The 21,769-nt window shown below is 71.7% G+C and carries 18 protein-coding genes and 1 riboswitch; of the genes, 6 read left to right on the plus strand and 12 right to left on the minus strand.

Going from position 1 to position 21,769, the window contains the following annotated elements; translation table 11 throughout:
- Positions 1–320 precede the first annotated feature (320 nt).
- Positions 321–1,172, minus strand: a complete 852-nt coding sequence (locus H9652_RS02660; RefSeq protein ID WP_191794540.1) for an aldo/keto reductase — start codon at positions 1,170–1,172, stop codon at positions 321–323.
- A gap of 213 nt (positions 1,173–1,385) precedes the next feature.
- Here H9652_RS02660 and H9652_RS20160 point away from each other — a divergent pair, with 213 nt between their 5' ends.
- The 4 genes from H9652_RS20160 (at position 1,386) to H9652_RS02680 (ending at position 4,873) form a co-directional block, all read left to right on the plus strand.
- Complete coding sequence (locus H9652_RS20160) at positions 1,386–2,930, plus strand: polysaccharide deacetylase family protein (protein WP_191794541.1); 1,545 nt, start codon at positions 1,386–1,388, stop codon at positions 2,928–2,930.
- Between the two features lie 182 nt (positions 2,931–3,112).
- Positions 3,113–3,316 carry a cold-shock protein gene (locus tag H9652_RS02670; RefSeq protein ID WP_030152390.1) on the plus strand — a complete coding sequence of 68 codons (204 nt, stop codon included), beginning with the start codon at positions 3,113–3,115 and terminating at the stop codon, positions 3,314–3,316.
- Positions 3,317–3,444: 128 nt separating this feature from the next.
- Positions 3,445–3,556, plus strand: a riboswitch (SAM riboswitch).
- Between the two features lie 105 nt (positions 3,557–3,661).
- On the plus strand, positions 3,662–4,036 hold the full coding sequence (locus tag H9652_RS02675) for a hypothetical protein (RefSeq protein ID WP_191794542.1): 375 nt from the start codon (positions 3,662–3,664) through the stop codon (positions 4,034–4,036).
- A gap of 129 nt (positions 4,037–4,165) precedes the next feature.
- Positions 4,166–4,873 (plus strand): hypothetical protein, encoded by a 708-nt coding sequence (locus tag H9652_RS02680; protein ID WP_191794543.1) that lies wholly within the window; start codon positions 4,166–4,168, stop codon positions 4,871–4,873.
- A 64-nt stretch (positions 4,874–4,937) separates the two neighbouring features.
- Here the strand turns inward: H9652_RS02680 and H9652_RS02685 are convergent, their stop codons facing one another.
- Positions 4,938–8,873, minus strand: a complete 3,936-nt coding sequence (locus tag H9652_RS02685) for a TM0106 family RecB-like putative nuclease (RefSeq protein ID WP_191794602.1) — start codon at positions 8,871–8,873, stop codon at positions 4,938–4,940.
- Positions 8,874–9,142: 269 nt separating this feature from the next.
- Between H9652_RS02685 and H9652_RS02690 the strand changes: the two genes are divergently transcribed.
- A complete protein-coding gene (locus H9652_RS02690) occupies positions 9,143–10,153 on the plus strand; it encodes an excalibur calcium-binding domain-containing protein (RefSeq protein ID WP_191794544.1) in 1,011 nt (336 codons plus the stop codon).
- Positions 10,154–10,279: 126 nt separating this feature from the next.
- Here H9652_RS02690 and H9652_RS02695 read toward each other — a convergent pair whose 3' ends face one another.
- The 10 genes from H9652_RS02695 to H9652_RS02740 form a co-directional block, all read right to left on the minus strand.
- A complete protein-coding gene (locus H9652_RS02695) occupies positions 10,280–11,344 on the minus strand; it encodes a hypothetical protein (protein WP_191794545.1) in 1,065 nt (354 codons plus the stop codon).
- Position 11,345: 1 nt separating this feature from the next.
- Entirely contained in the window at positions 11,346–11,969 is a 624-nt protein-coding gene (locus tag H9652_RS02700) for an ABC transporter ATP-binding protein (RefSeq protein ID WP_191794546.1), read from the minus strand.
- Position 11,970: 1 nt separating this feature from the next.
- Positions 11,971–13,074: a peptidoglycan-binding protein gene (locus H9652_RS02705; RefSeq protein WP_191794547.1), complete on the minus strand. Its 1,104-nt coding sequence runs from the start codon at positions 13,072–13,074 to the stop codon at positions 11,971–11,973.
- A 172-nt stretch (positions 13,075–13,246) separates the two neighbouring features.
- Complete coding sequence (locus H9652_RS02710) at positions 13,247–13,717, minus strand: hypothetical protein (RefSeq protein ID WP_191794548.1); 471 nt, start codon at positions 13,715–13,717, stop codon at positions 13,247–13,249.
- 110 nt (positions 13,718–13,827) lie between these two features.
- Entirely contained in the window at positions 13,828–14,190 is a 363-nt protein-coding gene (locus tag H9652_RS02715; protein WP_191794549.1) for a hypothetical protein, read from the minus strand.
- 33 nt (positions 14,191–14,223) lie between these two features.
- Entirely contained in the window at positions 14,224–14,577 is a 354-nt protein-coding gene (locus tag H9652_RS02720; RefSeq protein WP_191794550.1) for a hypothetical protein, read from the minus strand.
- A gap of 598 nt (positions 14,578–15,175) precedes the next feature.
- The gene (locus H9652_RS02725; protein ID WP_191794604.1) at positions 15,176–15,940 is read right to left on the minus strand and encodes an amino acid ABC transporter ATP-binding protein; all 765 of its coding nucleotides are present in this window, start codon (positions 15,938–15,940) and stop codon (positions 15,176–15,178) included.
- An 86-nt stretch (positions 15,941–16,026) separates the two neighbouring features.
- Complete coding sequence (locus H9652_RS02730; RefSeq protein WP_191794551.1) at positions 16,027–17,070, minus strand: amino acid ABC transporter permease; 1,044 nt, start codon at positions 17,068–17,070, stop codon at positions 16,027–16,029.
- Positions 17,071–17,099: 29 nt separating this feature from the next.
- The gene (locus H9652_RS02735; protein ID WP_191794552.1) at positions 17,100–18,023 is read right to left on the minus strand and encodes an ABC transporter substrate-binding protein; all 924 of its coding nucleotides are present in this window, start codon (positions 18,021–18,023) and stop codon (positions 17,100–17,102) included.
- A 230-nt stretch (positions 18,024–18,253) separates the two neighbouring features.
- Positions 18,254–19,183 (minus strand): ABC transporter substrate-binding protein, encoded by a 930-nt coding sequence (locus H9652_RS02740; RefSeq protein ID WP_191794553.1) that lies wholly within the window; start codon positions 19,181–19,183, stop codon positions 18,254–18,256.
- A gap of 589 nt (positions 19,184–19,772) precedes the next feature.
- Between H9652_RS02740 and H9652_RS02745 the strand changes: the two genes are divergently transcribed.
- A complete protein-coding gene (locus H9652_RS02745; protein WP_191794554.1) occupies positions 19,773–21,767 on the plus strand; it encodes an ABC transporter ATP-binding protein in 1,995 nt (664 codons plus the stop codon).
- Positions 21,768–21,769 lie beyond the last annotated feature (2 nt).

The raw sequence follows: 21,769 nt of genomic DNA on the forward strand, positions 1-21,769 counted from the left end.
CCGAACCTCCGTGCGCCAGATCGCACCCGGGTGCTCAGAGACCTCGCACCCGCGGTGGATCACCTGAATATTCAGCACTGAATATCGTGCTGACGATGGCACAGGTCGGACGAGCGCGAAACCCCAGATGCACAATTGCAACCAGGGACTCACACGCGGCGAACCGGACAAGGCGCCCGTGGTCCCGGGCCCCCGGTCCGGCGACCTGAGTGCCTGGAACGTACGCGGGCGCCGTTACACGAGACTCCGTCCCTCGTTACGGCGCCGTCACGGGAACGTCTCGATCCGGCACAGGAGCGGCAGATGCCCGGCGAACCGGGTCAGGACGGGTACTGCGAGAACGCGGCCGTCGCGGGGTCGGAGCCGAGCCGGGCGTCGGAGTCGAGCGCGTCGATCGCCGCGACCTCGTCGGGCGAGAGCTCGAACCCGAACAGGTCGATGTTCGTCGCGAGCCGCTCGGGGTCCACCGACTTGGGGATCACGATCCGGTCGCTCTGGACGTGCCAGCGCAGGATCGCCTGGGCGGGCGTGACGCCGTGGGCGTCGGCGACCGCGGCGACCGCGGGGTGGTCGAGGTCCGCTCCGCGGCCGAGCGGCGAGTACGCCTCGACCGCGATCCCGGCGGCCCGGGTCGCGGCCTGGGTCGCGCGCTGCTGGTAGGTCGGGTGGACCTCGATCTGGTTGACGGCCGGCACCACGTCGGTCTCGGCGAGCAGGCGCGCGAGGTGCTCGGGCAGGAAGTTGGAGACGCCGATCGCCCGCGCCGCGCCGTCGGCGTAGAGCTTCTCGAACGCCCGCCAGGTCTCGACGTAGAGGTCCTTGCTGGGGACGGGCCAGTGGACGAGGTAGAGGTCCACGACCTCGACGTCGAGCTCCTCCCGCGAGTCCTCGAACGCCTGCAGGGCCGACTCGTACCCCTGGTCGCCGTTGCGGAGCTTGGTCGTCACGAAGATCTCGTCGCGGCGCAGGCCGCTCGCGCGCAGCGCGGCACCCACTCCGGCCTCGTTGTAGTAGCCGGCCGCGGTGTCGATGTGCCGGTAGCCGGACTCGAGCGCCTGCTCGACGTTCTGCTGGGTCGCGTCGTCGGGCACCTTGAAGACGCCGAGCCCGACCTGCGGGACGGTGACGCCGTTGTTGAGGACGACGTCTGGAACCTGCGCGGGAGAGACCATCGTCCAGTTCTACCCCGGCGCGCGCGGTGGGCACCACCCGTCCCCTGCGACGGCGGACGGGCACGCGGGGGGAAGTCCCTCGGTGGCCGAGAGGTGAAGGCTGTGGAGCCCTTGCGACGACCGTGCACGAGGGTGCTGAAGACGACTGTGGCGCTGCTCTCATCCGCCGTGCCGGTCGCGACGCGCACCGGGTGCGGGTGGCACGGTGGTCTGGTGCCCCAGTCCCTTCCTCCGACCCACGACCAGACGCCGGGCGGCTCCGCTCCCGCGCGCCCGCGGAACCGTGCCGTCTGGGTCCTCGCCGTGCTCGTGCCGCTCCTGGTCGTCGCCGCAGGGGTCACGTTCTACCTGACGCGCGCCGCTGCGGACCCGTCCGGGGAAGCTTCCCCCACGGGCGCCCCGTCACCCACGCAGCCCCCGGCCCCCGCCGAGCGGGTCGACCCGCCGGCGGTCCTGGACCCGGCCTCGGTCGAGAACCTCGAGATCCACCAGGAGTCGACCGCGGACGCCGGTGACGCGCGCTCGATCTCGACGGTCTCGATCCCTGGGGAGCGCTCCCTCTCGCACGCCTTCGGCCGGTTCGTCGACGCGACCGAGAAGGCGTACGACGCCGCGATCGACCCGGACGGGGTGGGCAACGAGCTCAACGTCGGGTGGGACCTGGTGCTCGCGCAGGGCGACGTGCTGGGGGTGCGTGCCACGACGTACGCCTTCACGGGCGGGGCGAACGGCGAGGTCGGCTCCCAGACGTTCTACACCGACCTCCCGCGCGCGACCACGACGTGGTCGTCGGACCTCTTCACGGCCGACGGACGCACGCAGGCCGCGCAGTGGGTCGACGCGGCGCTCGCCTCGGCCGGTCTGGGGTTCGACGAGCCGGTGCCCTCGTCGGAGGACACGTTCCGGGACGTGCGTCTCGGGCCCGACGGCGCCGCGACCCTGGTCTTCGCGCCCGGCCTGGTCTCTGCCCGCTCCGACGGAGAGCTGGCCGTGCGCATCGAGCCCGACGCGACCCGGACGGCCCTGTCCGCCGTCGGGAAGCAGATCGCGGACGTCGCGGCGAGCGGCGCCCCGTTCATGGGCATCGCACCGCCCCCCGTCGAGCCGCCGCCCGTGACCCCGCCCGTCGCGCCCGACCCGTCCGGCGCCCCCGACTGCTCGGTGCTGCGGTGCGTGGCCCTGACCTTCGACGACGGCCCGGGCAAGCACACGTCCCGACTGCTCGACACGCTCGCCGAGAAGCAGGTGAGGGCGACGTTCTTCCTCGTCGGCCGTTCCGTGAAGTCGCATCCCGACCTGGTCCGTCGCGAGGTCGCCGAGGGGCACGCGGTGGGCAACCACACCTGGTCCCACCCCGACCTCTCGAAGCTCGGCACCGACCAGATCACGGACGAGCTGACCTCGACGGCGGACGCGGTCGAGGCCGCGTCGGGCGTCCGACCGACGCTCGTTCGCCCTCCGTACGGCGCGACGAGCGACACTGTGACGAGTGTCCTCTCCCAGCGGAACGAGCCGGCGATCCTGTGGGACGTCGACACCGAGGACTGGAAGAACAAGGACACCGCCATGACGACCGAGCGGGCTCTCGCAGGCGTCCGACCTGGGGCGATCCTCCTGATGCACGACATCCACGGCTCCACCGTGGACGCCGTCCCGGGCATCGTGGACGGCCTGCGGGCCGCGGGCTACACGCTCGTGACGGTGCCCGATTTGCTCGGCCCTGGCCTGGTTGGCGGACACGCGTACTTCAATCGTTAGCATCAGGGCTAGCACAGTCGGAGTAACCCCTGTACCGTAGCCGGTGAGATTGCAGTGCCTCGCTTGTCCTTGCGCAACGGCCCCATGCCACCGCGAACCTTGTTACCCAAGAGTTGACGACGAACACCGTGATGTTCGGCTCCAGATCATGGAGCTGTTTGAAACTCTAGAAGGAGATCCCCATGGCATTGGGAACCGTGAAGTGGTTCAACGGCGAAAAGGGCTACGGCTTCATCGCACCTGAGGACGGCAGCGCCGACGTGTTCGCGCACTACTCCGCCATCCAGACGCAGGGCTTCCGCTCGCTCGAGGAGAACCAGCGCGTCGAGTTCGACGTGACGCAGGGCCCCAAGGGCCCGCAGGCGGAGAACATCCGCCCGCTCTGATCTCACTCGCCTCCGGGCGTAGCTGATCATTGAACGAGTGCCCCCGACCGTCTCGGTCGGGGGCACTCGTGCGTCCAGGACCAGGCACCCTGGTGCTCGGGCGGTGACGCCGTGGTAGAACTGAGAACGGTCCAGAGGACCAGCGAACCGCCCTCCGGCGTGCTGGTCCGGCAACCGCGCGACGCGCACGGTGCTCCCGGAGGAAGACCCGCCCCCACGACCGTGGGGGAAGAGCGAGGCCCGACGTCGTAGGGCGCCTCCTCGTGCCCCTCACCCGGGGACGGTCCCGGGTGGTTGTGCGCACGGGGGCGAGCTCCGCCGTCGGGCACGGAGAGAAGGAGCACCATGGCCGAGCGCGTCATGGAACGCCGGGCGACGGTCGTCGCCTGTCCCCCGCCCGCTGTGTGCGAACGGTTCGACACCGGGCACCTCCTGCACCCCGTCCACGAGCGCATGCTCCGCAACCGGCCCTGGGGTTGGCGCGAGGGCGTCGTGCTCGCGGTGCGGGCGCACGACGGCGGAGCCGAGGTCGTCGTCGAGTACGCGTCGGGCGAGGGGGCGTGCCGGGTGTGGCATCACACGCTGCTCGACGTCGGCCCCGGTGCCACCGTGCGGGTGCACGAGCAGTACCACGCGCTCGAGGTCGAGGGCCAGGGCCTCAACGTGCGGCTGCTCGGCGGGGTGGGCCCGACGCCGGAACCGGTGCGCTCTCCCCGCTGAGTGCGTTCCGGCCGCGACCCGCCGGGCGTCTCTCGGCCGCATCATGCACTCGGCGGAACGGGTGAGCCGGGCGCCGCGTTGGACCAGTGAGGGCGTCCGCCCTCGACGGTTCGACCAAAGGACACGCTCATGGGATTCCTCGACCGCCTCCTCGGCCGCACCCCGCAGGACGAGCGCTCACCCTACGGCTCGGCAGACCGCCCCGGCGCCCCTGCCTACGGCACCCCGCCCCCGGCCCCGACGGGCCCCGCACGCAGCGAGGACGACGTCGCGATCGACCGCTACCGCTACCTGCTGCGCACGGCTCCCCCCGAGGCCGTCGAGCAGGCGCACGCCGAGGCGTTCGAGCGGCTGACGCCGGAGCAGCGGCGCCGCGTGCTGGCCGAGCTCGGTGAGAACCTGCCGCCCGCCGAGCGCGCGACCTCCGACGACCCGCAGTCGCTCGCCCGCATGGCGACCCGCGCCGAGATGCGCAACCCCGGCACGCTCGAACGGTCGTTCGGCGGCCGGCAGGGCGGTCCGGGCGGTCCGGGCATGGGCTCGATGATCGGCTCGAGCATGCTCGGCACCATCGCGGGCGTCGTGATCGGCTCCGCGGTCGCCAACATGTTGTTCGGCCCGATGTTCGGTGACCCGACCGCGGACTTCGCCGGCGACGGCGGGACCTCGGGCGAGGGCGACCCCGGCGCGACCGAGACGGGCGGCGAGACGGACCCGGGAGCCGGCGACACGGGGGCCGGAGACACTGGTGGCGGGGACGTCACCGAGGCGGGCGGCGACTTCGGCGGCTTCGGGGACTTCGGTGGCGGCGACTTCGGCGGCTTCGGCGACTTCTGAGTCCAACGCCTGAGTGCGGAGCACTCGTCGCCGAGAGCCCCGAACGACGACGAGTACTCCGCACTCAGCGGAGCGGGGCCACGCCCGACCGACACAGCCCGATGAACGCGCCCAGCTCGGCGAGCTCCTCGGGATGGTTCGGGAGGTAGTCCGTGAGCCGGGGCGAACGGACCACGACGGCGCACCACTGGCCGCGCGAGACCGCGACGTTGACCCGGTTGCGCGAGAGCAGGAACTCCATGCCGCGCGGCACGTCCTCGCGGGCCGAGGCCGTCATCGAGACGATCGCGACGGGCGCCTCCTTGCCCTGGAACTTGTCGACCGTGCCCACCCGCACGTCGCCCAGCCCCGCGGCCTGGAGCGCGTGGCGCACGGTCCACACCTGCGCGTTGTAGGGGGCCACGACGACGAAGTCGTCCTCCGTGAGGGCGCGTGAGGCACGTGCGGCGCCGTCCGACCCACCGGGCCCTCCCGGGTACCACGTCGTCCCGAGCAGCGCCTTGACCTGCCGCACCACCTCCTGGGCCTCCTCGACCGAGGACACCGCGTTGCCCGCGTGCTCGACCTCGACGACGTGCACACCGGGCTCGACGCCCACGAGGAGCCGCTCGCCCGCAGCGGCCTCGGCGTGCAGCAGGCCCTCGTACGCGAGCTCGGACACGGCGTCGCACAGCGCGGGGTGCATGCGCCACGAGCGGGCCAGGAAGTAGCCGAACTCGGGCGGCAGCACGTCGTGGCCGCCGCCCGCACGGGTCAGCCACCCGAGCGCCGACTGGTCGACGGGCTCGGGGTGCTGCCCCTGCGAGACCTGCGGGAGCTGCTGCGGGTCGCCGAGCAGCAGGAGCCGCTGCGCGGCCCGGGAGACCGCGATGGTGTTGGCGAGCGAGAACTGCCCGGCCTCGTCGATCACGAGCAGGTCGAGCTCGCCGTCGCCGAACCGTTCGGCGTGCGCGAAGTCCCACGCGGTCCCGCCGACGACGCAGGGCCCCTCGGCGACGAAGGCCGCGGTCTGCGGGGAGTCGACGAGGCGCCAGGGCACGAGCCGCGAGCCCTCGGGCAGGGAGGCCGCCGCGACGTCGTCGGGCAGGGGTCCCCCGTCCCGCCCCACCTTCGACACGTCGCGGCCCTTGGGACCCGAGGCCTTCTTGCCCACGCGGTCCGCGGGCACGCCACCCTTGGTGATGACCCCCGCGAGGACGTTCTCCACGACGTCGTGCGACTGCGCGACGACGCCCACGCGCCACCCCTCGGCCACGAGCCGGCCGACGACCTTCGACGCGAGGTGGGTCTTGCCCGTGCCGGGCGGCCCCTGGACACCGAGGTAGGAGCCGTCGAGGTCCCGTACGGCGTCGGTCACGGCGTCGATGTACCGCTCGGGGCCGTCGCCCAGGACGGGCAGCGGAGCGCCGGACACCGTGCGCGGCGGGCGACGGCGGAGCAGGTCGAGCGCGGGGTGGTCCGGGAGGTCGAGGGGCGCAGCGACGCCGGCGGGGTTCTGCGCCTGCACGGCCGTCGCCAGCGCCCGGATCGACGCCTCCTGCTGCGGCGTCGGCAGCACCTGTCCGACCGCGAGCGCCATGGGCAGCGCCTCGTGCGGCGAGACGCCCTTGGGCACGGGCAGGCGCACGTCGAGGACGTCGACCTCGCGCCCGTTCCCGAGACGGCCCCGCTCGACGCCGTGGACGCGCACGCTGCCCGTCGACCAGCGGACCGCACCGCGGGCGGGCTCGATCCCGTCGGGTGCCGGTCCTTCGAAGAGCGCGGTGGCGCCGTCGTACCCGGCCTTGAGCTCCGAGCCGTCCGGCAGCTCGCCGTACAGGCGCAGGCGCCGCGACGGGTTGCTGCGCGGCGTGGCCCTCGCCCAGTCCTCGATCACCTCGGCGCGCTCCACCAGGAAGTACGCGCGCGGCGCCTGCCACTGGTCGACCGGCTCCTTGAGGCGCGCGAAGAACTCCTGCCAGAACGGCTTGGCCTCGCGCCAGTAGTAGCCGACGCCCGCGCCCAGGAGCGCGACGGCCTCCTCGTCGTCGGTCCGCCCGTCCCCCGAGCGACCGTCCACGCCCCCCGCCAGCGCCCGGACGTCGAGCTCGACCTGCTCGGCCTCGGCACGCTTGGCGCGCCGCGCGACCTCCGCGTCGGAGAGCTCGAGCGCGGGCGGCAGGTCGTCCTCCCAGCCGTTGCCGAGGGGTGTCGCAAGCGGGCCCGGGGCGGAGGTCGCGGGAGCGGCACGCCCCGCGAGCCCCAGGAGGAACTCGTGCAGGCGCAGGGTCGAGAGGCAGTCGTACTCGTTGTAGTCGGCGATGCCGTGCAGCAGGCGCTCGGCCTCCTCGGCGCGGCCCGCGTCGCGCGCCGCGCAGTACGTCGCGTACGCCACGACGGACGCCGCCGCGTCCGTGACGTCCCCGCCACGGAGCTGGTCGCCCATGTAGAGGGGTTCGAGCTTCTTGATGGAGTACGACGGCGCCGAGACCTTGAGCGAGTGGCGCACGGTCGAGTAGAGGTCCACGAGGACGCCCTCGCGCAGGAGGTCGTCGACCTCCTGCTCGTACACGCCGTGCCGGGCCGCGATCGAGAGCAGGTGCGTCTTCTCGTACGACGCGTAGTGGTAGACGTGCAGCCCCGGGTACTGGGCGCGGCGCTTGGCGAGGTAGTCGACGAAGTCGACGAGCGCCTGCTTCTCCTGGTCGAGGTCGTGCGCCCAGAACGCGGTGAAGGGCGGCTTCTCGCCCGGGCTGCCCGGGCGCTCGACGAGCCCGAACAGGTAGTCGATGTTCCAGACGATGCCCTCGGGCGAGGCGTCGGGCGCGGACCACAGCGGGTCGCCCTCGAAGTCGAAGAACACGTCGCCCGGGTCCGGGCGCGGCAGGTCGCGCAGCGGGGCGGGGTCGACGACGACGTAGGACAGCGTGTGCCGCTCGGGCTCGGCCGTACCTTCGGGTCCGGCTCCGTCCCCGACGCCCCCGGCCGCGGGCGTGCTCCACGTGACCGACCCGCTGGGGCCGGGCCCGACGTCGGGCACCCCTCCCCCGTCGACCGGCACGTCGACGAGCCCGGCCTGGAGCCTGGCCTGGACGCGCAGCGTCTCGAACGTGCGCGCCGCGAGCCCCTGCGGGGGCGCCGTGGCGGTCGCGAGCTGGGTCATCGTCGTGATGCCGGCCGCGCGGAGCCGGACACGCTGGGTGCTGCGCAGCCCGGCGACGCGCAGCACGTCGTCGTGCTCGGTGACCTGCTGCGCGCAGTACGCGCACGCGCCGCACTGGCGCAGGCCGGGCGCGTCCCAGGCAGCGGGCTCACCGCTCGCCCGGTGCGCGTCCAGGAGCCGCAGCAGCTCGGTGCGCCGCTCGCGGAAGACGGGCAGGACGTCCGCGAGCCGGTGGTCGGTCACGGCCCTCGTCCCGAGGATCAGGTGCAGCACCGGTGACGTCTCGACCCCGGCAGCGAGGAGCTGGTCGGCGTACGCGGCGAGCTGGAGCAGCGCGGGCACCTTGGCGCGGCGCGCGAGCTTGGCGTCGTACACGGCGTACTCCGGGCCACCGGTACCCGGGACGACCCGGGTGCCCGACGTCGTCGGGCCGGCTGCGTGGGGCCAGGCGTGGGCCGCCCGGCTGTCGGTACGGATCAGGAAGTCCGCGCGACCGTGGAAGCGTCCGTCGAAGAACGAGCCCTGGTAGACGACGTCGACGCCGTCGCGCAGGGCGTCGAGCGTCGCGGCGTGCGCGGCCTCCAGGTCCGCGCGCCGCACCGTGCGCGGCACCGGGACCTCGCGGATCGCGTCGGCCCCCACCAGGTCGACGAAGCCCGCGAGCACCTGCTGCTCGTGCACGTCACCGAGGGTCGCGGTGCGCTCGAGCATGTCGTCGACCTCGACCGCGGCGTGCGCGGCACGCCCCACCTTCTCGTCGAGCGTGCGCAGCAGGCGGTACTCGCACTCGCTCGCCGCGACGAGGTCGCTCGCCGAGAAGACGAGCAGAGGCTCGGTGGACGGGTCCTGCTGGTCCATCAGGAACACGGCGACTCCTCGCGGTCACTGGGCGGTCACGGGCGATCGCTGACCGCCCGTCGGTCGAGGACCCGGCGTCGCCCCGGCCCGGTTCCTTTCTACCGGGCGCCGCCCACATCCCGGGCCTCGCCGGGGCGCATCGCGGGCCGTCGCGGACCGCGCCGGATCGCGGGGACGCCCGGGGAGCGCCTCAGGACACCCCGGAATTGGCCTCGACGGGCCGTCCTGCAGCATAGTGAGCGCGCAGGAACCGTCGAAGGAGAGCTCCCATGGCCGTACATTTCAACCCGCCGCCCGGCTGGTTGGTACCTCCCGGTTTCTCCCCTTCGTCGGACTGGCACCCGGACCCCGCCTGGCCGGCCGCCCCCGCGGGCTGGGTCTTCTGGGTCGAGGCGGCTCCGACGCCCCCGCCCGCCCCGCCGACGGCCGGGGCCGAGGCGTGGTCGCGGCAGACGCCGGGCGGCGGCATCCCGCTCCACTTCCCGACCGCGATCGTCCCCGTGACGCCCGGGGCCGCAGCCCCGTCGGCACCGTCACCGACGAGCACGCCGTCCGGGCCGACACGCCGCTCGCTGCGCGACGTCGGCGGCGGCGGCGCCCCGGCCGAGGCGCCGTCGTCGACCATGATCCTGCCGGTCGTCAACGGTGCCGCTGCCGCGGGTGGCGCCGCCGCTGGGCACGCGGCCGGTCCCGCGATCCCGCTCCCCGCCCCCTCAGCGGAGCCGACCGCGTCGGCGCACGGCCCGCTCGCGATCTTCTCGGGGGACGACGAACCCCGGGAGGAGCGCTCGTACATGCGCTGGCTCCTGCCGCTGGGCATCGGTGTCGGAGGCGTCGCCGTCGGGCTCATCCTCGGGCTGGGCGTGACGCTCAAGGCGCAGTCGGAGGCCGGCGACGCCGCCGCTGCCGCGGCGCAGACGACCGAGCAGATGGCGACCGAACGGGCCAAGCTCGACGCCGAGCGCGCCGACCTCGACACCCAGCTCGCGGGCATCGCGGCCTCGACCGAGGCGGTCGCCGCCCGGGAGACCGCGGTCTCCGCGCGCGAGACCGAGCTCGACGAGCGGCAGATCGGCCTCGACGAGCGCGAGGCAGCGATCGCGGAGAAGGAGTCCGAGGCGGGGAACGACGACGGCGGCTGGCAGGACGGCAAGGTCAACGGCATCTACCTGACGTGCGAGGCCGCGAAGCGCGACGGCAAGGCCCCGCTCAAGCAGGGCGACGACGGCTTCAACCCCGGACTCGACTGGGACGGCAACGGCGTGGCCTGCGAACGCTGACGCCTGCCGAGGGTGACGCCCCACCCCGCCGAGGGTGACGGGCACGGCCGCCGACGGTGACGTCCGGCCCGCCGACGGTGAAGCGCACGCCCGGGGGGACCGTACCCTACGGCGCTGGTCGGCCCCTCAGCGGTCCTTGGCCATGTCGGAGGGCCGACGGCGCAGCACCGGCAGGGCGACGATGTTGCCGACCACGAGCCACACCAGGCCCCCGGCGATCGTCCACAGCACGCTCGCGGCGGGAGCGAGCGCCTGACCGGCCAGGAGGAGCGTCGTCGCGGCCGAGGCCGTGACGAACGTCCCGGCCACCAGCGATTGTTCGAGTGCCAGAAGCACCCCGAGCGAACGCGGCGACGTGCCCGACAACCGGTAGGCGGCCAGCTCGCTCGACCGGAGGCTGCCGACGACGGCCACCGTCAGCCCGCCGATCGCCCCGAGGAGGAGCGGGAGAAACCGCTCGATGCGGGTGAGGAAAAGTGCGACGACGTCGGTCGTCTCCCGGAGCTCGGTCGAGACGAGGACGGGGTTGTCCTGGACGTCGAGCGCCGCGGCGATGACCGGTGCGGCTGCTGACGCGTCCGCGAAGGGGGTCAGGACGACCGAGCAGGTGGCGCTGGTCGCGATCGATCGGTCGGCGGCGACGAACACGGCCCCGGTCCCACCGAGCCCGGCGCCGTCGCCCGAGCCGACCAGTGCGCTCACGGTCCCGGAGCCGCTGGCTCCTGTGACGAGGTCGAATCGTTGGCTCGGGCCGCGTCCCGCGGATTCGGCGATGCTCCGGCCGACCACGGCGTCGTGTGTCGCGAGCTCGGGAAGGAGCGTGGTGCTCACGGGACGCACCGGAACCTTCGCGCCGAGCTGGGGCAGGTCCATGGACGGGGCGTCGAGCACCTGGATCCCTGCGCGTTCCACCACGGAGAGAGCGGTGAGCCCCTCGCACGAGTCCCGGTCGATGAGGACGGGGCTGTCCTGGACGGCCTGCGTGGCCGCGAGGACGTTTCGACCTTGGGCGCGCAGCTCGGCGATCTGCCGTTCGAGGCCCTGCCCCTGCTGGACGGCGAGGGACGCCTGCGCGGAGCCGAGCAGGACCGCGAGGAGCACCACGGGGAACAGGCGTGCCGCGGTCGAGAACACGTTCCTGGTCGCTTCACGCGCGAGGAGCGCGAGCGACCATCGGTCGGTCTCGTGCACGTCAGGCCTCTCGGAGGTTGATGCAGCGCTCGGCCGCGGCGATCAGGGCGGGGTCGTGCGTCGCGACGACGACGGTCGCGGTCGAGCGCAGCGCGTACAGGAGCTCGACGATGTTCTCGGTGTTGGCGGCGTCGAGGCTCGACGTCGGCTCGTCCGCGAGGATGATGGGTCGCCCTGAGGCGAGGGCCCGGGCGAACGCGATGCGTTGCAGCTCGCCGCCCGACAGCTCGCGCGCGAGGCTCGCAGCACGGTCGCCCAGGGACACCTTGTCGAGCGCGGCCCTCGCGATCTCCGTCGCCTCGCGCAACGTGATCCCTCGGCTCAGGACGCCGATCGCGACGTTGTCGAGGACCGTTCGTCCGCTCAGCGCGTTGGCTCCTTGCGGGACCCAGCCGATGTGCTCGGGGCGTGGCGCCTCGCGTGGCGACCGCGGGCCGGACGACACCGTGACCCGACCGGAGGCGGACTTGACGTACCCGGCGATCCCACCGAGCAGCGTCGACTTGCCGCTGCCGGAGGGACCGACGAGCGCTGTGACCCGACCCGCCTCGATGTCGGCCGAGAAGTCGGTGAGCACCTCGCGCTCGCCGAACCGGTAGGAGACGTTCTCGACATGGATCTCCATGTCAGGCGCAGGCCGCGTGCTCGTCTGCACTCAACCTCGACGGATCACGCACGATCGCGGCCCCGACCAGGTCAGCGTCGACCGCCGTCACGGCGAGCTCGCCCTCGAGCGGTCCGGCCTCAGCGAGAACGACGGCGTCGCTCCCCTCTGCCTTCCCGCCCGCGCCGGCGCTCTCGGTGTCGAGCACGAACACGCACAGGGTTCCCGAGGGCGACGCAAAGACGGCGCCCGCGGGCACGGTCCCGACCGTTCGAGGCTCGGCAACTGAGATACGGACGCCTGAGACGGTCGCGCGCGGAGCGCCCTCCTCGGATGCCGTGACCGTGGCCCCACCCTTGACGAGCGCGGTGTACAGAGCGTCCACCTCGGGAGCCTCGGGCGTGAGCGACGTGAGCGGGAGCTGGGTGGCGCGCAGGTGCGCGATGAACGGACCTGGGAGGCCGAGCACGCGCAGGGGCGCCTCTCCCGACTTCTCCACCGCGAGGGACGTCGGCCGGTCCGGCCCGGTGAGCAGTGCGTCGCCTGCGGCGAGGCGGGCGCCGACCGTCGCGCCGACCTGCCGCACCTGCGCGACCCCTGGCGGGACGTAGATGGTGAGCCCGGGGGTGAAGATGCCGGTCTCGGCCGCGCCGACGGACTTCTGGTAGGCCTTGACAGCCTTGGTCATGCTCGCCGAGAACGCGTTGTCCCGACCGAGGGTGTTGGCATGACCGGTCGCGGCAAGGTAGGCGGAGAGCTCGGCCACGTCACTGCCCTTGGCGCCCTCGCCGAGCTCACGGTAGAAGGGCTGTGCACCCAGGTGGGCGCGTAGCTTCACCCCGTCGAGGCTCACCAGGTCCCGACCCTGGGTGATCTCGTCCCCGGAGGCGACGTGCAGAGACGTGACCAGGCCGTCGACCTGAACAGCGACGGGGGCCGAGGGGGCGAGGTCGAACACCAGGACAGCCTCCTGGATGTAGTTTCGTTCGCGCTCCCCCACGACGACCGTCGCGGGCAACGGGTCACGGACGGCCTGCTCCTCGATGTCCGCCGCCTGCGGAAGCACTACGAAGAGTGCCAGGAGCGGCAGCGCCCAGAGTGCGATGACCGGCGCGAAGAATCGCACGCTCGAACCCCTCGCCGTACCTGGGGGTCGGTCAACCCCTCGTCGCAGAGCCTTCCTGCCGAACACCCCGTCATCCTCCCGACCGCGAACAGACACAACTGCGCGAGACGCACTCCGAACGATTTTCATGACGGGATTCTCCCGACCAGGTTCTCTCGACGGTACCGAAACATCATCCGCCGGTCGCGCAGCTTGGCCGCTCGATCCCTGCCTCCTCGAGGGCGACAAGGATCTCCTCGAGCGTATCCGGCGGCTCTATACCGTTCCTCTCCAAGCAATCACGGAAGAACATCGCCGTGTCCGACGTGTCCTCGTTCGCCACTTGCCACTTCCTGTCGAGGTGCTCGAACTCGCTCCCGTAACATTCGGCCTCGACACCCTCGTCAATGGCGGCCTGAGCGATCGAGTAGCTGATCACCGCGCTCGACACGTCACCACCCAGCACCTCGAACCCGGCCCCGTTCATGCAGGCGACGTACCGCCTGAAACCGGCCTCATACTCTTCACGGTCGACCTCGTCGTCCTCCAGCGCGGAGGCCTGCTCGGCCGACATCTCCACCTGTGGTGACGTCACAAGAGTCGAATCACTCTCCGTACCGCCAGAAACGCAGCCCGACGCCACGACGAGGAGCAGCGATGCCACTGCGCCACTCAGTGCGGTTCTTGATTTCACGATTCACCCATCTCGACAGATCAATGTTCGAGCGGCACGATTGAGGCATCGTGCCGCTCGAACAGGAGAGAAGCCCGGGACTACGTGTAGAGAGTCCCCTTCACCCGAATGAGGTTTCCCGTGTAGAAGGTGTGCTCGCCGCCCACCGTCTCCGACAGCTGCAATGTCGCGAGCGTGGCGCTGTACTTCCAGCTCGACACGTATCCCGGCTGACCGTTGCGCGAGTACTTCAGGCGAATACCGAACTCCCCGCAGCCCTTCGTGCCCCACGTCTCACCGTAGGTTGCCGTGGTCCGTCCGGCTGCCGAGCCCTTGGTCGCGAGGACCCCGTGCGTGCAACCCATCGACGTGCTGCCGATCGCCTGCGCCGGGAGCGCGACGACCCCTCCGGACAGCGTGACCGCGATCGCCGCAGCGATCAGACTTCTCGTGAGAATCTTCATCGAAAGCTCATTTCAATCGCCAGCGGTTGGAGGTCAGGTGTAGATCGTCTTTTCCACCTTCTTGTCGTAGCCGACGGTGTGGATCCCGCCCACCGTGCCGCTGAGCTGGTAGGTGACGATCTGGCTGCCCCACTTCTGGCTCGTCACATATCCCGGCACACCATCCCTCGAGTACTTGACTCGCAAGCCCACACTGCCGCACGCTCCGTCGAAAGATTGGAACGACTCGCCGTACGACGCGTTGGTGTACCCTGCGAACGAACTAGAATTGCTCTTCGGGCACATCGCAGTTGCGCGCCCGATAGCACTGGCGGAGGACACTCCTCCGGCCAGAGCGAGCGCGACGCCAAACGCCACGGCCACTCGAAGCCGATTCTTCTTCAACATTCTCCCCTGATTCCTCCAGGCCACCGCGGCAAGACAAGTTGCAGCAGCGACGCATGGATAGCTTGCCAGGTCACATATCGCGTCGGCGACATCGGATCGTCCCAGCCCGTCAACCTCATCCATGAGGCCGCGGTTTCGACCGTAGCCAGGCCGGGCAATGCTGTCAACCCTGACCGAAAGCATGCGGTGATGCCGATGAGCCGCCCCCGGTCAAACTCAAGGCATGGCGAAACGCCTTGCAATCAAGGAATCTGATCGGATAGCAGAAGATCGCACGGCGAGCCGCCACAAGAGCGCCAGGCGCCATTGCGAGCCTGGCCATGGCACCCCAAGGACGAAACGAGAAATGGAGAGGCGTGAATATTCACACCACGTCCGCTCTCGACCCCCTCGCAGACGCCCACGGCGACCAGAGCGGCAGCGGATCGACCAGGGAGTTATCTGTAAAGACTCCTGCCAATGGCGAGGATTGGAGCACTCTATCGAGTTCGCACAATGCCCGTCAAGGGGCTGCCGACGACCGTGAGACGCCGACGGCCCCTGAGCCTCTCGGTCCAGGGGCCGCCGTCCGCGCCGGGCGCTGGGGCGGGCTCAGGTCCTACAGCACGTGCGCCAGGAACTCCCGGGTCCGCTCCTCGCGCGGGTTCGTGAGCACCTCGCGGGGGTCGCCCTGCTCGACGATGACGCCGTCGTCCATGAACACCACGTGGTCGCCGACCTCGCGCGCGAAGCCGATCTCGTGGGTCACGACGATCATCGTCATGCCGCTCTCGGCGAGGTCGCGCATGACCGCGAGGACCTCGCCCACGAGCTCGGGGTCGAGCGCCGACGTCGGCTCGTCGAACAGCATGAGCTCGGGGTCCATCGCGAGCGCCCGCGCGATCGCGACGCGCTGCTGCTGACCACCCGAGAGCTGGGCCGGGTAGTGGTCCATGCGGTCCGCGAGGCCGACCCGTTCGAGCAGCTCCACGGCTCGCGCCCTGGCCTGCGCCCGCGACAGCCCGCGGACCTGCACCGGCGCCTCCATGACGTTCTGGAGCGCCGTCATGTGCGGGAACAGGTTGAAGCGCTGGAACACCATGCCGATGCGCGACCGCTGCTCCGCGATCACCTTGGGGTGCAGGCGGTGCAGCCGCTTCTTGCCGTTCTTGTCGACCTCGCGGTAGCCGATCAGGTCGCCGTCGACGTAGATGCGTCCCGCCGTGAGGTCCTCGAGCTCGTTGATGCAGCGCAGCAGCGTGGACTTGCCCGAGCCCGACGGGCCCAGCACGACGCACACCGAGCCCCGCGGCACCTCGAGGTCCACGCCCTTGAGGACGTGCACGTCACCGAAGGCCTTGTGTACCCCGGCGATCTCCACCATGGGCGCGACGGACGCGTCGGCGAGCGACGCCGTCGGGCCCGTCGCCGCGGCCGCTGCGCCGGACGTGCTGTCGAGTGCGTCCGCGGTCACGGGGTCACCTCCAGGAAGGGGTCGGCGTTCGCGGTCGTGCCCGACGCCGCTATCGCCTCCTGCTTGCTCGGCTTCTTCGGGCCCTTGCCCGGCTTGCGACGACGAGACGAGCCCGTCGACGTGCCGAACCCGCGCCCGTAGTGCTGCTCGATGAAGTGCTGGCCGACCATGAGGATGCTCGTGATCAGCAGGTACCAGATCGCCGCGACCATGAGCAGCGGGATCGGGAGGAAGATGCGGTTCGCGATCGCGTTGGACGCGAACGTCAGGTCCAGGCTGAACGGCACCGCGAGGACCAGCGACGTGGTCTTGAGCATCGAGATCGTCTCGTTGCCCGTCGGCGGGACGATCACGCGCATGGCCTGCGGCAGGATGATGCGGCGCAGGATCTTGCCGTCCTTCATGCCCAGCGCCTTGGCGGCCTCGGCCTGCCCCGGGTCGACCGACCCGAGACCGGCGCGCACGATCTCCGCGAGGTACGCGGCCTCGTTGAGCGCCAGGCCCAGGATCGCGGCGCGCGCAGCCGTGAAGAGGTCGGCGGTGTCGAACACGAACCACTCGGGCCCGAACGGGATCCCCAGGCTGAGCTTGGGGTACAGGACAGAGATGAGGCCCCAGAACACGAGCTGCGTGTAGATCGGGGTGCCGCGGAAGAACCAGATGTAGAACCAGCTCGTCGCGCGCATGACCGGGTTGTCCGAGCGCCGCATGATCGCCAGGATCACCGCGAGCACGACCGCGATGGCCATCGAGGAGAACGTCAGGATCAGGGTCCAGCCCACGCCGCGCATGATCTGCACGTCCCGCAGGTAGAGCCAGACGACGTCCCACCGGAACTTCTCGTTGGTGACCAGGCCGTGCACGGCCATGGCCGCGAGGACCAGGAGGACCACGGCCGCCGCCCAGCGCCCCGGCCGCGGCACCGGGACCGCGTGGATGCGGTCCGGTATCCGGTCTGCGGGCTTGGTCGCCGTGCCGTGGCTCGCTGGGCCACCGCTCGGGCGACCGTCGGGAGTCGGGGTGCTGGGCGGCTGGGCCATGGCTACCTCTGTTCTGTCAGGGGATCGGCTCAGGAGACCACGGGGTTGAGCTCGGCCGTGGTCACCGCACCGGAGGTGTTGCCCCAGGTGTCGAGGATGGTCGTGTAGTCGCTGTCGTCCATGAGCTTCTGCACCGCGGCCTGGACGGCCTGCGTGAGCGCGGTGTCGTCCTTGGCGATCGCGATGCCGTGCAGCGAGTCGGCGAAGATGTCGCCGAGCTGCTCGATCTGGCCACCGGTCTGCGTCACGGCGTACGCCACGACCTGCGAGTCCGCGTACATGACGTCGGCCTTGCCACCGACGAGGTTCGTCGTGACGTCGGCCTGGCTCGCGTAGCGCAGCGGCGTGATGTCCGCCTTGCCCGCAGCCTCGCAGTCCGCCATCAGCCCGTCGAGCGCGTCGTCCTCGACCGTGCCGGTCTGGACGGCGATGCTCAGGCCGCACACGTCGGACGGGTCGACGTCCTTGGGGTTGCCCTTGGCCACGGCGAACGCCTCGCCCGCACGGAAGTAGCTGACCATGTCGACCGCGGCCGTGCGCTCCGGCGTGATCGTGAAGCCCGAGATGCCGATGTCGTACTTGCTGCCGATCGCGGGGATGATCGACGCGAAGTCGGCGTTGGTGACCTCGACGTCGAGACCCAGGACGGCACCGATCGCCTTGGCGAGGTCGACGTCGTACCCGACGATGGTCTTGCCGTCGTCGCCGATGAACTCGGCCGGGGCGTAGGTCGCGTTGGTGCCGACCGTCAGGGTGCCGGCCTCGACGACGTCGGCCGGGAGCATCGCCGCGATCGTCTCGTCCTTGGCGATGGTCGACGGGTCGAACGCCTCGGCGGACGAGCCGCCCTCGGTGGGCGAGGAACCAGAGCCCGAGGAGGCGTCGGTGCACGCCGTGAGCGCGAGGGTCGCGGCGATGGCGGTGAGGGCGGTGAGGACGGGCAGCCTGCGCATGGGGGTCTCTCGTTTCGTGGTGGTGATCTCCGGCGCCGGCCTCAGGGGGGTGGGTCGTGCACCGCGCAACGCGGGCAGCACGGAGCGGCGCCGCACCGTTGCCCTTCCAGTTTCCCGCGCGGGCGGCCGGACTGGCAAAACGGGGGCGCGCGACGGTGCCGGTCCCGAGGGCGGTCAGCCCGTCGGACGCGGCTGCCCGACCGACGGCGGGACCGGCACCACACGCAGCGTCAGGATGCCGGCGGGTTGACCACGGCCTCGTCGAGAGCGCCCTCCTCGTTGCCCCAGGAGGCCAGGATGTCGGTGAACGTGCCGTCCTCCATGAGGACCGTGAGGGCCGCCTGGATCGCGGCCGCGAGCTCGGTGTCGGCCTTCGCGGTCACGATGCCCTGGGGCGCCGAGTCGAAGACCTCCCCGATCTGCTCGATCTGGCCCTTCGTCTGCTCGATCGCGTAGGACACGATGGGCGAGTCCGCGTACATGATGTCGGCCTTGCCGCCGACGAGGTTGGTCGTCGCGTCCGCCTGGTTGTCGTAGCGCAGGATCTGGAGCGGCTGCTCGCCGTCCTCCTCGCACGTCGTGCTGATCTCGGCTGCGCCGTCGTCCTCGACCGTGCCCGTCTGGACCGCGACGGTCAGCCCGCAGATGTTCGTCGGGTCGACGTCCTTCGGGTTGCCCTTCTGCACCGAGAACGCCTCGCCCGCGTTGAAGTAGCTGATCATGTTGGCCTCGGCCATGCGCTCGGCCGTGATCGTGAACGACGAGATCCCGACGTCGTACTTGGTCCCCAGCGCCGGGATGATGCCGGGGAAGTCCGCCGACTCGACGACGACCTCGAGCCCCAGGACCGCGCCCACGGCCGAGATGATGTCGATGTCGTACCCGACCGGCGTCGAACCGTCCGCCGCGATGAACTCGGCCGGCGCGTACTCGGTGTTCGACGCGACGACGAGCTTGCCCGCGCTCGCGATCTCGGCCGGCAGCAGCGCCGCCGCGGCGTCGTCCTTCTGCACCGACGTGAGGTCGAAGGGGGTCACCGTCGCCGTCTCGTCCGAGGCGCCGGCAGACGAGGAGTCGGCGGGCTGCGAGGCGTCCGTACAGGCCGTGAGCGCCAGGGTCGCAGCGGCCGCGACCGCGACGAGGAGTGGCATCTTGCGCATGAGAGCTCCGATCGGGTGGGTACGTCGAGGCGCGTCACTCTAGGGGTGATACGTCTCGCTCGCGTCACGGACGGGTTTCGGTTCGGCACCTGGCCAGCCCGGGTACCCCTCGGCAGACCACCCTGCGAAAAGGAAGCGACCCTCACCAACCACCTGCGCTACTGTCGGCGCGCACCGACAGCCGGCCGCCACCGACGGCAGCCGCACGCCTCCGGAGGGGAGCCGCCCATGACACGCACACCGACGTGCCACCGCTGGCGCCCCTCCCCCTGCACACCCCGCCAGGTCACCGCCGGATGACGCGGCACGGGACGTTCGCTCGGCAGGCTCCTCGGAGCCGACCAGCACCGTTCCGGGCCCGCCCCGTCCGTATCCCGCAGTCCGTCCCGCAGCCTCCGTACGCCCGCCGCACGCAGTCCCCGCGGCCCGCGCACCGACGCGACCCGGCGGGCCGCTGCGACACACCCGCACCCCACCCGACCCATCCGTCGGCGTGCCCGTCCCCGGACGTGAGCGACGCCGTCGGGCCGCGCGCCCTCGCCGGCGGGCGCGCCCGCAGACCGACCCGTCCCACCCACCGGAGGTATCGATGACCGACGACCCACCCGCGCCCGCTCCCGACGGCGCGGCGCGCCTCCCCCGTACGCGCGCGCTGAAGGCCGTGTTCGCCGCCCGCGCGTCGCGCTGGATCGACCTCGCGCAGCTCCTGCCGCAGGCCGGCAAGCCGCTCGTCGCCGCGGCCGCGCTGCTCAACGTCCTCCTGGGGCTGCTGCCGCTCGCGTTCATCGTGCTCATCGGCTACGTCCTGTACCTCGTCCCGCTGGTCGCCGAGAGCACGCGCGGGACGGGCGGCCCGCCCGGTACCCCCGGCTGGTCCGAGCTCTGGACGACCCTTGCCCTCGCGGTCGGCGTGTTCGTGGTCCAGCAGGTCCTCGCGCCCTTCCAGGCGGGCGTCACCGAGGTCGTCGCGCGCCGCGTCGACGAGCACTGCATCGACCGGCTCATGAGCGCCGCGCTGCACGACGCACCGCTGAACGCGCTCGAGAGCCCCGAGGCCCTCGACCTGCTGGCCGACGCCCGCGCGGCCTTCGCCCGCGAGGCCCGCCCGCCGGGCGACGCGGCCGCGGCGCTGCTGTCGCTCCTGTCGCGCTACGTCCAGCTGCTCGGCGCGATCGTGCTGGTGGGCGTCGTCGTCTCCCCCCTCGCGGGGGTCGTGATCCTGGCGACCGGGCTCTCGATGCGGTTCGGGGTGCGCGGGACCCTCGGGAAGTTCGCCGACATGTGGGACGCGCTGTCGGGCTCGCGTCGCAAGGTCTTCTACCTGCGGGACCTCGCCACGGGGGCGCGGGCGGCCAAGGAGATCCGTCTGCTGGGCCTGCTCCCGTGGGTGCGGGCCCGCCTGCGTGCGGACACCATGGCCGCCTACGAGCCCGCCTGGGCGGGGAGCCGCAAGCTCCAGTTCTGGCCGATCATCGGTCTCTCGTGCGTGGGCCTCGTGGGTGGCGCGGTCGTCCTCGCGCTCCTGGCCGACGCCGCCGCGTCCGGCAGGCTGAACCTGTTCCAGCTCGGCGTCGCGCTCCAGGCCGTGCTGATCCCCATGCGGTTCGGCGTCTACTTCCCCGAGGCCGACGTGCAGACCCAGTTCGGCCTGCACTCGTTCCACGCGCTGCGGACCTTCGAGCAGCAGATCGCCTCGGCACGCCCGGCTCGCCCGGCGGCACCCGTCGCCGCGCGACGCCCCGAGCAGGGCATCCGCTTCGAGGGCGTGCGCTTCCGCTACACCGACGACACCCCGTGGGTGCTCGACGGCCTCGACCTCGAGCTCGGCGCCGGGCGGTCCACCGCGATCGTGGGGCTCAACGGCGCGGGCAAGACCACGCTCGTCAAGCTCCTCGCCGGGCTCTACGAGCCGGTCGAGGGCCGGATCCTGGTCGACGGCGTCGACCTGCGCGACCTCGACACGCAGGACTGGCAGCGGCAGCTCGCGCTGATCTTCCAGGACTACGTGCGCTATGAGCTCACGGCAGCGGAGAACATCGGCCTGGGCGCGCCCGCGCTGCTCGACGACCGTGAGGCCGTCACGGCCGCGGCCCGCCGGGCCGGGGCGCTCGACGCCCTGAGCGGCCTTCCGGAAGGGCTCGACACCACGCTGTCGCGCCGCTACCCCGGCGGGCGCGACCTGTCGGGCGGACAGTGGCAGCGGGTCGCGCTCGCCCGGGCGCTCCTCGCGATCCAGGGCGGCTCGTCCGTCCTGGTCCTCGACGAGCCGACGGCGCAGCTCGACGTGCGTGCCGAGGCGGAGTTCTTCGACCGCTTCCTCGCGACCACGGAGGACATCACGAGCGTCGTCATCTCGCACCGCTTCTCGACCGTCCGCCACGCGGACCGGATCGCGGTGATCGAGCACGGCCGCGTCGTCGAGTGCGGCGACCACGTCGAGCTCGTCGCGCTCGGAGGCCGGTACGCCGACCTGTTCGAGCTCCAGGCGCAACGGTTCCGCGACACCGCGTCCGTGGGCGCGACGCCGTCCACAGAGACCGACGACCCCAGCCGCTCCACCGCAGAGAAGGAGACCGCATCGTGAGG

The organism is Oerskovia rustica (assembly GCF_014836555.1).
Classification (GTDB): Bacteria; Actinomycetota; Actinomycetes; order Actinomycetales; family Cellulomonadaceae; genus Oerskovia; species Oerskovia rustica.

Bases quoted from the DNA above. Each gene is read 5' to 3' on its own strand.
- H9652_RS02715 (WP_191794549.1), bottom strand. From the start codon at position 14,190: ATGAAGATTCTCACGAGAAGTCTGATCGCTGCGGCGATCGCGGTCACG.
- H9652_RS02740 (WP_191794553.1), bottom strand. From the start codon at position 19,183: ATGCGCAAGATGCCACTCCTCGTCGCGGTCGCGGCCGCTGCGACCCTG.
- H9652_RS02725 (WP_191794604.1), bottom strand. From the start codon at position 15,940: ATGGTGGAGATCGCCGGGGTACACAAGGCCTTCGGTGACGTGCACGTC.
- H9652_RS02720 (WP_191794550.1), bottom strand. From the start codon at position 14,577: ATGTTGAAGAAGAATCGGCTTCGAGTGGCCGTGGCGTTTGGCGTCGCG.
- H9652_RS02680 (WP_191794543.1), top strand. From the start codon at position 4,166: ATGGGATTCCTCGACCGCCTCCTCGGCCGCACCCCGCAGGACGAGCGC.
- H9652_RS02670 (WP_030152390.1), top strand. From the start codon at position 3,113: ATGGCATTGGGAACCGTGAAGTGGTTCAACGGCGAAAAGGGCTACGGC.
- H9652_RS02700 (WP_191794546.1), bottom strand. From the start codon at position 11,969: ATGGAGATCCATGTCGAGAACGTCTCCTACCGGTTCGGCGAGCGCGAG.
- H9652_RS02690 (WP_191794544.1), top strand. From the start codon at position 9,143: ATGGCCGTACATTTCAACCCGCCGCCCGGCTGGTTGGTACCTCCCGGT.
- H9652_RS02745 (WP_191794554.1), top strand. From the start codon at position 19,773: ATGACCGACGACCCACCCGCGCCCGCTCCCGACGGCGCGGCGCGCCTC.
- H9652_RS02660 (WP_191794540.1), bottom strand. From the start codon at position 1,172: ATGGTCTCTCCCGCGCAGGTTCCAGACGTCGTCCTCAACAACGGCGTC.
- H9652_RS02675 (WP_191794542.1), top strand. From the start codon at position 3,662: ATGGCCGAGCGCGTCATGGAACGCCGGGCGACGGTCGTCGCCTGTCCC.
- H9652_RS02685 (WP_191794602.1), bottom strand. From the start codon at position 8,873: ATGGACCAGCAGGACCCGTCCACCGAGCCTCTGCTCGTCTTCTCGGCG.
- H9652_RS02735 (WP_191794552.1), bottom strand. From the start codon at position 18,023: ATGCGCAGGCTGCCCGTCCTCACCGCCCTCACCGCCATCGCCGCGACC.
- H9652_RS02730 (WP_191794551.1), bottom strand. From the start codon at position 17,070: ATGGCCCAGCCGCCCAGCACCCCGACTCCCGACGGTCGCCCGAGCGGT.